Here is a 13,203-nt window from a genome sequence, read left to right as displayed (position 1 = left end):
ATCTTCTCCTGACGCAAAAGGCCGCTGATTGCTCAGCGGCCTTGTGGATAATTTATTGCGCGCCTTGCTTGTCGATCAGCGCAGCGAGGGCTTCGTACTCTTCCGGCAACAGGTCGGTCAGTGGCGTGCGCACCGGGCCTGCGTCATAACCGACGATTTTCGCACCGGCCTTGACGATGCTCACCGCGTAACCGGCCTTGCGGTTACGGATATCCAGGTACGGCAGGAAGAAGTCGTCGATGATCTTGCCGACGGTAGCGTGATCTTCACGGGCAATGGCGTGGTAGAAATCCATCGCGGTCTTGGGGATAAAGTTGAACACCGCCGAGGAGTACACCGGCACGCCCAGGGCTTTGTAGGCTGCGGCGTAAACCTCTGCGGTCGGCAAGCCACCCAGGTAGCTGAAACGATCACCCAAGCGACGGCGGATCGACACCATCAACTCAATATCGCCCAGGCCATCTTTGTAGCCGATCAGGTTCGGGCAGCGCTCGGCCAGGCGCTCCAACAGCGGTGCGGTCAGACGGCAGACATTGCGGTTGTACACCACCACGCCGATCTTGACCGACTTGCACACGGCTTCAACGTGGGCGGCAACCCCGTCCTGGCTGGCTTCGGTGAGGTAGTGCGGCAGCAGCAGCAAACCTTTGGCGCCGAGGCGTTCGGCCTCTTGAGCGTACTCGATGGCCTGGCGGGTGGCACCGCCCACACCGGCCAGGATCGGCACGCTGGTGGCGCAGGTATCCACGGCGGTTTTCACCACCTGGGAATATTCGCTGGCAGCCAGGGAGAAAAACTCACCGGTGCCGCCCGCTGCGAACAAGGCGCTGGCGCCGTAGGGCGCCAGCCATTCCAGGCGCTTGATGTAACCCGCCTGGTGGAAATCACCCTGGGCGTTGAAATCGGTCACCGGGAAAGACAGCAGACCGTGGGAGAGGATGGACTTCAGTTCTTGTGGATTCATTATTCGAACACCCTGGGCGAAGACTTTCTAACGAAAGGTTGTTGTTGGTTTTGATGATGTCGTACGTCATCGTACAACTATAAATAAATTCGTCAACTGCAATTCATCCGGCGTAATGCTGCGAAGGCTTAAGACGTGGCTCTTGACGTAGGAAATTTCTCACCTATGATTCAAATAGCTGTATATATATACAGCTATCACGGAAGATTCCTACGACATACCAAGGAGCTAACATGTCAGGTCTTGAACTCGCAGCACCCGAAAAAACACCGCCTACCCTGCGCTTCGAAGGCGGTGAACACACCGCCATCGGCGATGACACCCTGCTTCGCTTCGTCAAGGACACCCCGGCCATCCCTGCGCGCCAAGTCGAACTGCACCTGCCCAACGGGCTGGCACTCACCTATGGCCAAGTGATCGCCCTGGGCGGCGACTTCTATGGCATCCCCGGCCAACCGATCAGCGATGGCAACTCCCCGGCCGAGCGCGTGCAACGCTTTACCGCGGCCTTCAACTCCCTGGCCGTGTTGCCCGCGTCACGGGAAGAAGCGCAGAAGATCCTGGCGGTGATGCAAAAGGAGATCAACGCCGTCAACCAGGCGATCAAGGACGGCAAACAGCCCCACGAAGCCTATGACGCCCTAGGAGATACGTTGTCCGAGGAGTGGAATCGCATAACCGGCGGCGGCAGCGCTGTTTCGGCCCTCGTCCCGCTAGGACGCTACCTGAAGCTGGCAGCGAACAACGCCGACCACTTCGGTGAATGGGCCCTGTCCGCCTACTTGGCCGGCCACACGGCAGCATTGCAACAGGCGGTGGTGGCCCATCAGACGGGCACAGACCAGGCCTTGGAACTGGCGTACGCCATGAACGGCTTTGCCGATCACTTTTTGACCGACCTGTTTTCCGCCGGCCACCTGCGGGTACCGCGCAAACAACTGGCAGCGGTGGTGACGCCTGGAGAACTCGGCTCGCTGATCAGCCGCTTCATGCACGATGAAGACAGTAAATTCGGGCTCAAGGTGCGCAATGCCATGGGCGCTCAGTGGCATGCCTACGGCGACAAGCGCTACTTCGACAGCATCGACGCCGACAATCGCGTACAGGTCAAACGGGCGGTACAGGCCTCGGCAGATGAAATCTTCGAAACCTTCATCAGCGGCATCGCGCCCTCCCCGGCTGAGTTCAAGGCACCGCTGTATGTGCCCGACCTGAACTCCGCGCAAAACCCGGCGAATAACTTCTCGCCACTGTTCAAGATGGAGGGGGACAAGGTGCTGCGGCGCAAGGACGTCAATGATTTGAACGACAAGAGCTGGACCAATGACTGGTGGGGGTGGAGTACGTATTTGCTGCTTAAGGATTACAAACCCAATCAACCGGCGAGCTAACGGCTGATATCTTTTGTAGGAGCGAGCTTGCTCGCGAAGAACCTGAGGTCAGCGCGCACATATTGAATAAACGCGGTGTCCTTGAGTCTTTCGCGAGCAAGCTCGCTCCTACACGGCAATGCTTCAGCCGCGCTGCGCTTCTGCCTCTTCATGGGCGTGGCGCAGTCGTTCGCGGCTGTTGGTCAAATGCAAGCGCATGGCCGCACGCGCCGCATCCGAATCCTGACGGGCTATCGCCTCATAAATCTCTTCGTGTTCGCGGCTCAGGCGGCTCATGTAGTGCTGTTGGTCATCATGGGCCAGGCGCGCAGAGTTCAAGCGCGTGCGTGGAATGATACTGGTGCCCAGGTGGGTCATGATGTCGGTGAAGTAGCGGTTGCCGGTAGACAGTGCAATTTCCAGGTGGAAGGCAAAGTCTGACGCCACGGCATCGCCAGCGTGGGCCGCACTTTCATTCAAGGCATCGAGGGCCGCACGCATGGCCGCCAATTGCTCATCGCTGCGACGCAACGCAGCAAGGCCCGCAGACTCCACTTCCAGGCTGATACGCAGCTCCAGAATCGCCAGCACATCACGCAAGGTCACCACGGTGGCCGGGTCTATGCGGAAACCGCTGGGGCTTGGCGTATCCAATACGAACGTACCGATACCGTGCCGCGTCTCCACCTGCCCTGCGGCTTGCAGGCGCGAAATGGCTTCCCGCACCACCGTCCGGCTGACGCCATGGGCGTCCATGATCGCCGATTCGGTCGGCAGCTTGTCGCCGCGTTTGAGCTGGCCATCGCGGATCTGCTCGGACAACACCGTGACCAATTCCTGGGCAAGGCTGCGGCGCTTGCGGGGAAGACGTGGGGCGGCGCTGGCGTTTTCCATGATGAACCATCTTTCTCGACGAACTAAAGACCGCATCATAGCCCATGGTGGTTGTACGATCACCGTTCTGGCGCGACTTTCATCCATATCCTTCACGCAAAAAAAATGCCCCGACAGGCGTCGGGGCATTTTTCAGATGGGCCTGTAAGCGAAATCCGCCTACTTCACCACTTTCAAGCTTGGCCGACCGCTAGGGCGCGGCGGCTCGGCGTCCGGTGGCGGTACATCATCACCGTCTTCGCCTTCGATCGTTTCGTCATCCTCTAAAGGCGACTCCAGATCGAACACCATGCCCTGGCCATTTTCCCGGGCGTAGATCCCAAGGATGGCACCGATGGGCACGAACAGCGTATGGGGCACACCGCCGAAACGCCCTTCGAAGCTCACCGCTTCGTTGTCCATGTGCAGGTGGCGCACGGCACTGGGCGATACGTTCAGCACAATTTGCCCGTCGCTGGCAAAACCCTGGGGTACCTGAACCGCAGGAAATTCGGAATTGACCAGCATGTGCGGGGTGCAATCGTTGTCCACAATCCACTCATAGAGCGCGCGGACCAGGTAAGGTCGACTGGAGTTCATCAGCGGCTCCTTAAGCCTTAGCGCATATCGCGTTCGGCGCCAGACAGACTTGCCTGGAAAGCCTCACGCGCAAACTGGCGCTCCATGTAATCAAGCAACGGCTTGGCCGGCCGTGGCAGTTCAATGCCCAGAATCGGCAAGCGCCAGAGTATGGGTAATAGGCAGCAATCCACCAAGCTTTGTTCCTCACTGAGGAAAAAAGGTTTATCGGCGAACAACGGCGAAACGCCGGTCAGGCTCTCGCGCAATTCCTTGCGCGCCTGTACACGAGCGGCTTCTTTGGAACGCGAATCCAGGATCACATCCACCAACCCGCACCAGTCACGCTGGATCCGATGGATCAGCAGGCGGCTGTTGGCACGCGCCACCGGGTATACCGGCAGCAAAGGCGGATGAGGGTAACGCTCATCCAAGTATTCCATCACCACGGTTGACTCCCACAACGCCAGGTCACGATCGACCAGGGTGGGCAAGCTGCCGTAAGGGTTCACTTCGATCAGTTTCGGCGGATGACGGCCCGCCTCCACGCTGATGATCTCGGCGCTGACACCCTTCTCTGCGAGCACGATGCGTACTCGGTGGGAATAGTGGTCGGCGGGGTCGGAGTAACAGGCCAACCGGTTGGTCACGCCCATGGCGGTCCTCCTCGCTTGTTGAAATTATCGAAAGCTCAAAAACGAGCGCGCCCAGAAAGCATCCCTGTAACGTCCGGTTCAAACCGACGCTACGTGTTCAGAGATGCCGCTGGGCGCGCAAGATTAACAGCAATTGCTTACGGTTGGATCAATGCACATCCTTCCAGTATTCGCGCTTGAGCAAATAAGCGAATACGAAGAAGAAAGCCAGGTACAGCAAGACGTAGGTACCGATGCGCTGATGCTGCAGTTTGACCGGGTTGGCCGAGTAGGCCAGGAAGGTCACCAGGTTCTTGACCTTCTCGTCGAACTGCTCTTCGTTCAGCGTACCGGTCTTGGGCACGATGGTCAGTTGATCGCACGCTTCATGGGTCAGCGGCGTGCCGGTCAACGGATCATATTGCTTCTTGCCGTCTTCAACGACCTGAACCTGTTTGCATCCTACCACCTGGCGCCCCTGCAGGCCGACCAGAACGTTCGGCATGCCGACGTTCGGGAAGACTTTGTTGTTCACGCCATAGGGGCGTGCAGGGTCTTCGTAGAAGGATTTGAGGTAACCGTAGAGCCAGTCGGTACCGCGTACACGAGCCACCAGGGTGAGGTCGGGCGGCGCGGCGCCAAACCAGGTCTTGGCATCGGCCGGTTGCATGCCGATGTTCATGTGGTCGCCGATCTTGGCGCCCGTGAACACCGCGTGGCTGAGCATCACTTCATGGGGGATTCCCAGGTCATCGGCAACGCGCTCGTACCGTTGGAACTTGGCGCTGTGGCAACCCATGCAGTAGTTGGTGAATGTACGCAGCCCATCCTGCATGGCGGCTTTGTCAGACACATCGATATCGACTTTTTCCAGTGCCGCGCCATTCTCGGCGGCGAAGGACAGTAGCGGCAGCGCCGCAAGCACGAATGCAACGAGTAATTTTTTCATCAGCCAGTCACCCTTTCCGGAACCGGTTTGGTCTTCTCGAGCCGGGTATAGAACGGCATCAGAATAAAGTAGGCGAAGTACAGGAAGGTGCAGACCTGCGACAGCAACGTACGCTCAGGAGTGGGCGCCAATACACCCAACACACCCAGGATCACGAACGAAATGCAGAACACCCACAGCCAGATTTTGCTCAGCCAGCCTTTGTAGCGCATCGACTTGACCGGGCTACGGTCGAGCCACGGCAGCACGAACAGCACCGCGATGGCCGCGCCCATGGCGATCACGCCCATGAGTTTGTCGGGGATCGCGCGCAAGATCGCGTAGAACGGCGTGAAGTACCAGACCGGGGCAATGTGCTCGGGTGTCTTGAAGGCGTTGGCCTGTTCGAAGTTAGGCTTCTCCAGGAAATAACCGCCCATCTCCGGGAAAAAGAACACGATCGAGCAGAACACAAACAGGAACACGACCACGCCGACAATGTCTTTCACGGTGTAGTACGGGTGGAACGGAATGCCATCCAGCGGGATGCCGTTCTCGTCCTTGTGCTTCTTGATGTCCACGCCATCCGGGTTGTTGGAACCCACTTCGTGCAGCGCCAGGATATGCAAGACCACCAGGCCCAGGATCACGATCGGCAAGGCCACCACGTGCAAGGCGAAGAAGCGGTTCAGGGTGATGCCGGAGATCAGGTAGTCACCACGAATCCACTGGGTCAGGTCATTGCCGATCACAGGGATCGCGCCGAACAGCGAGATGATCACCTGGGCCCCCCAGTACGACATCTGGCCCCAAGGCAGCAGGTAACCCATGAAGGCTTCGGCCATCAGCGCCAGATAGATCAACATGCCGAAGACCCACACCAGCTCACGGGGCTTCTGGTACGAGCCGTAGAGCAGGCCGCGGAACATGTGCAGGTAGACGACGATAAAGAACGCCGACGCACCGGTGGAGTGCAGCAGGCGCAGGATCGAGCCGTACTCGACGTCACGCATGATGTATTCGACAGAGGCAAACGCCTCTTCCGCCGACGGCGTGTAGCTCATCGTCAACCACACGCCAGTGACGATCTGGTTGACCAGTACCAACAGGGCCAGGGAGCCGAAGAAGTAGAAGAAGTTGAAGTTTTTCGGCGCGTAATATTTGCTGAGATGGTCTTCCCACATTTTAGTGGCGGGGAAGCGCGCATCCACCCAATCCATGAACTTGCTCATCACGCGTTCTCCTTGTCGAGGCCAATGACAATGATGTCGTCAGATTCGTAATTGTGAGGAGGAACCGGCAGGTTCAGGGGCGCGGGCTGGGATTTGTAGACACGGCCCGCGAGGTCATAGTGGGAACCGTGGCACGGGCAGAAATAACCGCCGACCCAGTCTTTGCCCAAATCGACAGGCGCCACTTCCGGGCGGAAGGTAGGTGAGCAACCCAGATGGGTACAAAGACCAACCAGCAGCAGAATCTCTGGCTTGATCGAACGCGCTTCGTTCTTGGCGTAGGCGGGCTGGTCGGACTTTTCGGATGTCGGGTCAGACAGCTGGCCTTCGATCTTCTTCAGATTCCCCAGGATTTCCTCGGTCCGACGAACAATGAAAACCGGCTGGCCGCGCCACTCAGCAATCATCTGCTGGCCTGGCTCGATCTTGCTGACATTCACCTTCACCGGTGCACCTGCGGCTTTCGCCTTGGCACTGGGAAACCATGACCCCACGAACGGGACCGCAGCCCCCACCGCTCCTGCAGCACCCACCACGGATGTGGCTGCTACCAAGAAGCGACGCCGGCCTGCATTCACGCCGTCATTGCTCATTCAGTCCTCTCCCATCAGCTTTTTGGCCTGTTAAATCAGGCGTCTACTAAGTGTTGAATCTTTACTTATAAAAATTTTGACGGATGGTAATGAAAAGCCCCACGTATGACAAGGGAATTGCCCGGGGCTCCGCCTCCAGGCCTTGTAGTATAGGGGGTCTACGGATGTGGCAAGTTGTCACGGCGAAAAATGTGCATAAATCACAGGCAATAAAAAACGCCCAGCTCCGTGAGGAGGCTGGGCGTTTTTGAGGAACGTAAAGCGAATTAACGCTTCGAGTACTGCGGACGCTTACGCGCTTTACGCAGACCGACTTTCTTACGTTCAACTTCACGAGCATCGCGAGTCACGAAGCCAGCTTTGCGCAGAGCGCCACGCAGGGTTTCGTCGTACTGCATCAGAGCGCGAGTGATACCGTGGCGGATTGCGCCAGCTTGACCACTTACACCGCCACCGATAACGGTGACGTAGATGTCGAACTTTTCAACGGTCTCGGTCAATTCCAGCGGCTGACGAACTACCATGCGGGCAGTTTCGCGACCGAAGAAGTTGTCCAGGGAGCGGTTGTTGATCGAGATGTTACCAGTGCCCGGACGCAGGAAAACGCGTGCGGTTGCGGTTTTGCGACGGCCAGTGCCGTAATTTTGAGTCGCCGACATAATGAACTATTCCGTTAAAACTTCAGTTCTTGGGGCTGCTGAGCAGCATGAGGGTGTACAGCGCCCGCATAGACTTTCAGCTTGCGAAACATATCGCGACCCAGTGGGCCCTTAGGCAGCATGCCTTTGACCGCGATTTCGATCGGGGCTTCAGGCTTCTTGGCAATCAGGCCTTCGAAGTTGGAAGACTTGATACCGCCTGGGAAACCGGAGTGACGGTAGTACATTTTGTCGCTTGCTTTGTTGCCGGTTACACGAACCTGCTCAGCGTTGATGATGACGATGTAGTCGCCGGTATCAACGTGCGGGGTGTACTCAGGCTTGTGCTTGCCACGCAGACGGCTGGCGACTTCAGTGGCCAGACGACCCAGGGTCTGACCAGCGGCGTCGACGACAAACCAGTCGCGCTGAACTGTTTCCGGTTTTGCAGTAAAAGTTGTCATTCTTTAATAGCCTCAGGGGCCGCCTGTAAATTTAGACGGCGGATCTTACTGAATAGTGCGTACTTTGACAAGGTCAAAGGCAGCCGGATACAGACGCTATCGGGGGCTCGGGTCGGCGCGTCCGTTCAACGGCAAGATTCTTCGGCAGGCGGCGCATCACTTCCACTGCAGAAAGAGGTGGGCAATTATGCAGATTGCGAAAAAAAATTCAACCTGCTTTTATGATTGTTTTCCCCCGAAGGAGTACCCGATGGATTACCGACAGCTGGGCCGCACCGATCTGAACGTCAGCGCGATCGCGTTGGGCACCATGACCTGGGGCGAGCAGAACAGCGAGGCAGAGGCCTTCGCGCAGATCGAACGGGCCAAGGCCGCAGGCATCAACTTCCTCGACACTGCGGAAATGTACCCGGTGCCACCCAAGGCCGACACCTACGCCACCACCGAGCGCTACATCGGCAACTACTTCAAAAGCCGTGGCGACCGCGCCGACTGGATCCTCGCCAGCAAGATCGCCGGCCCCGGCAACACCATCGACTATATCCGCGATGGCCACCTGCGCCACAACCGCAAGCACATCGGCGCAGCCCTCGACGCCAGCCTCAAGCGCCTGCAGACCGACTGGATCGACCTCTACCAACTGCATTGGCCAGAGCGCAGCACCAACTTCTTCGGCCAGTTGAGCTACAAGCACAAGGACGAAGACGACCTCACCCCACTGGAGGAAACGCTCGAAGCCCTGGATGAACAGGTGAAGGCCGGCAAGATCCGCCACATTGGCCTGTCCAACGAAACGCCGTGGGGCACCATGAAATTCCTCGCCCTGGCCGAAGCGCGTGGCTGGCCACGCGCAGTGTCGATCCAGAACCCCTACAACCTGCTCAACCGCAGCTTTGAAGTGGGCCTGGCGGAGGTTGCCATTCGTGAGCAGTGCGGCTTGCTGGCTTATTCGCCCCTGGCGTTCGGCATGCTCAGTGGCAAGTACGAAAATGGCGCACGCCCAGCCAAGGCGCGCCTGACCGAGTACAGCCGTTTCAGCCGCTACTTCAACCCGCAATCGGAAGCGGCGTGCAGCCGGTATGTGGCGTTGGCGCGCGAGCATGGCCTGGACCCGGCGCAGATGGCGCTGGCGTTTGTGACACAGCAGCCGTTTGTGACCAGCAATATTATTGGGGCCACCTCACTTGAGCAGTTGGATAGCAATATCGCCAGTGCCGAGTTGAAATTGTCCAAAGAAGTCCTGGAAGGGATTGAGGCGATTCAGAAGGATCATCCGAATCCAGCACCTTGATTGATCCTTAGCCCGCTATCGCAGGCAAGCCAGCTCCCACATTTGAATGTATTCACAAATCGGAATGTGGGAGCTGGCTTGCCTGCGATGAGGCCATCAACAACACCAGAACATCAAAGCGCCCGCGCAATGATCTCCTTCATGATTTCATTGGTCCCCGCATAAATGCGCTGCACCCGCGCATCCGCCCAGGCCCGGGCAATCGGGTATTCCCACATGAAGCCGTAGCCGCCGTGCAACTGCACGCACTCATCGAGCACCTTGCATTGCAGGTCGGTGGCCCAGTATTTGGCCATCGCCGCCGTGGGCACGTCCAGCTTGCCTTCCAGATGCAACGCCATGCACTGATCGACAAATACGCGACCAATCTGAATCTCGGTAGCCATCTCCGCCAGCTTGAACCGGGTGTTCTGGAAATCGGCAATCGCCTTGCCGAACGCCTTGCGCTCTCGCGTGTACTCAAGGGTCCACTGCAACGCCGCTTCGGCTGAAGACAGCGCACCAATCGCCACGGTCAGGCGCTCTTGTGGCAGTTCCTGCATCAGGTAGGCAAAGCCCATGCCGGCCTGGCCCAGCAGGTTTTCCTTGGGCACGCGCACATCCTGGAAGAACAGCTCCGAGGTGTCCTGGGCCTTCATGCCGACTTTCTCCAGGCGCTTGCCCTTGTCGAAGCCCGGCGTGTCGGCTTTCACCAGGAACAGACTGGTGCCCTTGGCGCCGGCCTTGGGGTCGGTCTTGGCAACGACAATCACCAGATCGGCCAGGTAGCCGTTGGTGATAAAGGTCTTGGAGCCGTTGATCACATACTCATCGCCGTCCAGCACGGCGGTGGTCTTGACCCCTTGCAGGTCAGAACCAGCGCCCGGCTCGGTCATGGCAATGGCCGTGACCATCTCCCCGGAGATCAACTTGGGCAGGTACTTGTGCTTCAGTGCTTCACTGCCGTAATGCAGGATGTACGGCGCGACGATATCCGAGTGCAGGGAAAAGCCGATGCCGGTCAAACCCAGGCGGCTGACTTCTTCGATCACCACCGCGCTGTAGAGAAAATCCGCGCCCAGCCCGCCATATTCCTCTGGCAGATGGGAACACAACATGCCCGCCTCCCCCGCCTGGTTCCACAGGTTACGGTCGATATAGCCCTGCTTTTCCCATTGCCCATGGAAGGGCACGGCGTGCTTTTCGAGGAAGGTGCGCACGCTCTCACGGAAGAGTTCGTGCTCCGAGCTGAACAAGGTTCTGGGGATCATGGGTCACCTGCGTGGATTGTCGGACAAGGACGAGCCCACAGAGCCTATGCTCCGAAGGCGTCACGGGACACTGGACACATGCGACAAAAAATAAGACGATCCAGCCGTCTGGTGACCACTTTCCCCTATAAGAATAAATGAAATTATGTCTAACCAAATCTCCACGCCGTTGCGGCGCGTCAGCATTTTGGCCATTGATCGGGTATTCGCTTCAACCCTCATGCAAGCCAAGGATTTCTTCCATCTCGCCAGCCTGCGCTATGGCAAACAGCAAGGCCTGGGCCTGACCCCAGGGTTCGAAACGCGCCTGGTCAGCCCCGACGGCCAGTCCGTGCGCAGTTTCAGCGATGTGATCATGCCGGTGGACGGCGGCCTCGAAGAGGCCGACATCATCGTGTTGCCGGCTTTCTGGGACGACTTCGAAGCTCTGTGCAGCCGCTACCCGCAAGTGCTGCCATGGCTGCGCGAACAACATGCCCGCGGCGCCGTGCTGTGCGGCGAAGCCACCGGGGTGTTCTGGCTGGCCGAAGCCGGGCTGCTCGATGGCAAGGAGGCGACCACCTACTGGCGCTTCTTCAATGCCTTCAGCGAGCGCTTCCCCAAGGTGCAGCTCAACCAGGACAAGCACCTCACGGATGCCGATAACCTGTATTGCGCCGGCGGCACCACCTCGGCCTGCGACCTTTATATCTACCTGATCGAACGCTTCTGCGGCGCCAACATCGCCCAGGCGGTGGCCCGCGACATTCTCTATGAGGTGCAGCGCAACTATTCACCGGGGCGGATCGGGTTTGGCGGGCAGAAGCTGCATCAGGACGTGATCATCCTGCAGATCCAGCATTGGCTTGAAGAGCACTTTGCCGACAAATTCCGCTTTGAAGACGTCGCCCGGGAACACGGCATGAGCATCCGCAACTTCATGCGCCGCTTCCAGACCGCGACCGGTGACAAGCCGCTGCATTACCTGCAACGCCTGCGCATCGAGACCGCCAAGGGCCTGCTTTCGGGCAGCCGCAAAAGCATCAAGACCATCAGCTACGAGGTGGGTTACGACGATGCGAGTTTCTTTGCGCGGTTGTTCAGGCAGCACACGGAGTTGTCGCCGAACCAGTATCGGCAGCAGTTCCAGCAAGCCGCCTGACCTCAGGCCAACACAAACCATTGTGGGAGCTGGCTTGCCTGCGATGACGGTGTATCAGCCAGCATAGAGTTGACTGATACACCGCCATCGCGGGCAAGCCCGGCTCCCACATTAGATTTCCATTAAGCTGGAGATTGCTTAAGGCTTGTGGCCGCGCGACAGGAACTCGTGGGACTGCATTTCCAACAGGCGGCTAAGGGTGCGCTGGAATTCAAAGTTCAAGCGGCCGCCGGTATAGAGGTCCTTGAGTTCGACTTCCGCCGAGATGATCAGCTTGACGTTACGGTCGTAGAACTCATCGACCATGTTGATGAACCGTCGGGCGATATCGTCGGTGGTCACGCCCATCTGCTCCACACCACTCAAGATCACGGCGTGGAAGATCTTGCCCAGCTCGATGTAATCGTTCTGGCTGCGCGGCCCATCGCACAGTTGGCGGAACTCGAACCAGGCCACGTCATCGCAGGTGCGCAGCGCGATGATTTCGCGGTTCTCGATCATCAGCTTGTCGTTTTCCACCGCCTGGGTGCATTCCGGCGTCAGGGCACGGAAGCTTTTCTTCAGGCTTTCGTGCGCTGCTTCGTTGAGCGGGAAGTGGAACAGCTCGGCTTGCTCCAGGTGACGCAAGCGGTAGTCGACGCCGCTGTCGACGTTGACGATATCGGTGTTCTGCTTGATCAGCGCAATGGCCGGCAGGAAGCGCGCACGTTGCAGGCCGTCCTTGTACAGGCCATCGGGCACGATGTTCGAGGTGGCCACCAGGGTCACACCGTTCTTGAACAGTTCTTCCATCAGCGTGCCAAGGATCATGGCGTCGGTGATGTCGGAGACGAAGAATTCATCGAAGCAGATCACCCGGGCCTCTTGGGAGAAACGCTTGGCGATGATGGTCAGCGGGTTTTTCTCGCCCGGCAGGGTCTTCATCTCTTCGTGCACGCGCTTCATGAAGCGGTGGAAGTGCGTACGTACCTTTTCCTTGAACGGCAGCGCTTCAAAGAAGGTGTCTACCAAATAAGTCTTGCCACGGCCCACGCCGCCCCAGAAATACAGGCCCTTGACCGGCGTGTGGTCTTTCTTGCCAAACAGCTTGCTGAACATCCCTGGCTTGCTTTGCGACGCGGCCACGAGGTCCTCGTACAGGCGCTGCAAATGACGCACGGCATTTTCCTGGGCCGCGTCGTGGAAGAACTCGGGGCGTTTCAGATCAGCTTGATATCGTTCTAGGGGCGTCATAATTTCGTTAGC

At 58.4% G+C, this 13,203-nt stretch carries 14 protein-coding genes; 3 read left to right on the top strand and 11 right to left on the bottom strand.

Going from position 1 to position 13,203, the window contains the following annotated elements:
• Positions 1–52 precede the first annotated feature (52 nt).
• Positions 53–964: a 5-dehydro-4-deoxyglucarate dehydratase gene (kdgD, locus tag BUE92_RS12685; protein WP_073524031.1), complete on the bottom strand. Its 912-nt coding sequence runs from the start codon at positions 962–964 to the stop codon at positions 53–55.
• A gap of 233 nt (positions 965–1,197) precedes the next feature.
• Here kdgD and BUE92_RS12680 point away from each other — a divergent pair, with 233 nt between their 5' ends.
• Positions 1,198–2,355, top strand: coding sequence for a phospholipase (locus tag BUE92_RS12680; protein WP_073524029.1), 1,158 nt, complete (start codon positions 1,198–1,200; stop codon positions 2,353–2,355).
• Positions 2,356–2,478: 123 nt separating this feature from the next.
• On the opposite strand, the gene BUE92_RS12675 is transcribed toward BUE92_RS12680, so the two are convergent.
• From BUE92_RS12675 to rplM, 8 genes are all read right to left on the bottom strand, one after another.
• The gene (locus tag BUE92_RS12675) at positions 2,479–3,228 is read right to left on the bottom strand and encodes a FadR/GntR family transcriptional regulator (RefSeq protein ID WP_003188534.1); all 750 of its coding nucleotides are present in this window, start codon (positions 3,226–3,228) and stop codon (positions 2,479–2,481) included.
• Between the two features lie 159 nt (positions 3,229–3,387).
• Entirely contained in the window at positions 3,388–3,807 is a 420-nt protein-coding gene (locus tag BUE92_RS12670; protein WP_003188531.1) for a ClpXP protease specificity-enhancing factor, read from the bottom strand.
• Positions 3,808–3,824: 17 nt separating this feature from the next.
• Positions 3,825–4,442 (bottom strand): glutathione S-transferase N-terminal domain-containing protein, encoded by a 618-nt coding sequence (locus BUE92_RS12665; RefSeq protein ID WP_073524026.1) that lies wholly within the window; start codon positions 4,440–4,442, stop codon positions 3,825–3,827.
• A 148-nt stretch (positions 4,443–4,590) separates the two neighbouring features.
• Positions 4,591–5,370, bottom strand: a complete 780-nt coding sequence (locus BUE92_RS12660) for a cytochrome c1 (protein ID WP_073524024.1) — start codon at positions 5,368–5,370, stop codon at positions 4,591–4,593.
• The gene (locus BUE92_RS12655) at positions 5,370–6,581 is read right to left on the bottom strand and encodes a cytochrome b (protein WP_003188526.1); all 1,212 of its coding nucleotides are present in this window, start codon (positions 6,579–6,581) and stop codon (positions 5,370–5,372) included. The genes BUE92_RS12660 and BUE92_RS12655 overlap by 1 nt, the downstream gene beginning before the upstream one ends.
• Positions 6,581–7,174: a ubiquinol-cytochrome c reductase iron-sulfur subunit gene (gene petA, locus BUE92_RS12650; RefSeq protein WP_003188524.1), complete on the bottom strand. Its 594-nt coding sequence runs from the start codon at positions 7,172–7,174 to the stop codon at positions 6,581–6,583. Before petA ends, BUE92_RS12655 begins: the two co-directional genes overlap by 1 nt.
• Positions 7,175–7,440: 266 nt before the next feature.
• On the bottom strand, positions 7,441–7,833 hold the full coding sequence (gene rpsI / locus BUE92_RS12645; protein WP_002555064.1) for a 30S ribosomal protein S9: 393 nt from the start codon (positions 7,831–7,833) through the stop codon (positions 7,441–7,443).
• Positions 7,834–7,847: 14 nt separating this feature from the next.
• A complete protein-coding gene (gene rplM, locus BUE92_RS12640) occupies positions 7,848–8,276 on the bottom strand; it encodes a 50S ribosomal protein L13 (RefSeq protein WP_003188508.1) in 429 nt (142 codons plus the stop codon).
• Between the two features lie 250 nt (positions 8,277–8,526).
• On the opposite strand from rplM, the gene BUE92_RS12635 reads away from it, so the two are divergent.
• Positions 8,527–9,567 (top strand): NADP(H)-dependent aldo-keto reductase, encoded by a 1,041-nt coding sequence (locus BUE92_RS12635; protein WP_073524023.1) that lies wholly within the window; start codon positions 8,527–8,529, stop codon positions 9,565–9,567.
• Between the two features lie 113 nt (positions 9,568–9,680).
• Here BUE92_RS12635 and BUE92_RS12630 read toward each other — a convergent pair whose 3' ends face one another.
• The gene (locus BUE92_RS12630) at positions 9,681–10,817 is read right to left on the bottom strand and encodes an acyl-CoA dehydrogenase family protein (RefSeq protein ID WP_073524022.1); all 1,137 of its coding nucleotides are present in this window, start codon (positions 10,815–10,817) and stop codon (positions 9,681–9,683) included.
• A 220-nt stretch (positions 10,818–11,037) separates the two neighbouring features.
• Here BUE92_RS12630 and BUE92_RS12625 point away from each other — a divergent pair, with 220 nt between their 5' ends.
• On the top strand, positions 11,038–11,958 hold the full coding sequence (locus BUE92_RS12625) for a GlxA family transcriptional regulator (RefSeq protein WP_178380710.1): 921 nt from the start codon (positions 11,038–11,040) through the stop codon (positions 11,956–11,958).
• 138 nt (positions 11,959–12,096) lie between these two features.
• Here BUE92_RS12625 and zapE read toward each other — a convergent pair whose 3' ends face one another.
• On the bottom strand, positions 12,097–13,191 hold the full coding sequence (zapE, locus tag BUE92_RS12620; RefSeq protein ID WP_003188500.1) for a cell division protein ZapE: 1,095 nt from the start codon (positions 13,189–13,191) through the stop codon (positions 12,097–12,099).
• Positions 13,192–13,203 lie beyond the last annotated feature (12 nt).

The organism is Pseudomonas fluorescens (assembly GCF_001902145.1).
Classification (GTDB): domain Bacteria; phylum Pseudomonadota; class Gammaproteobacteria; order Pseudomonadales; family Pseudomonadaceae; genus Aquipseudomonas; species Aquipseudomonas fluorescens_BV.
Note: the sequence above shows the minus strand (reverse complement) of the source record. Positions and strands in the feature narration are given on the sequence as shown.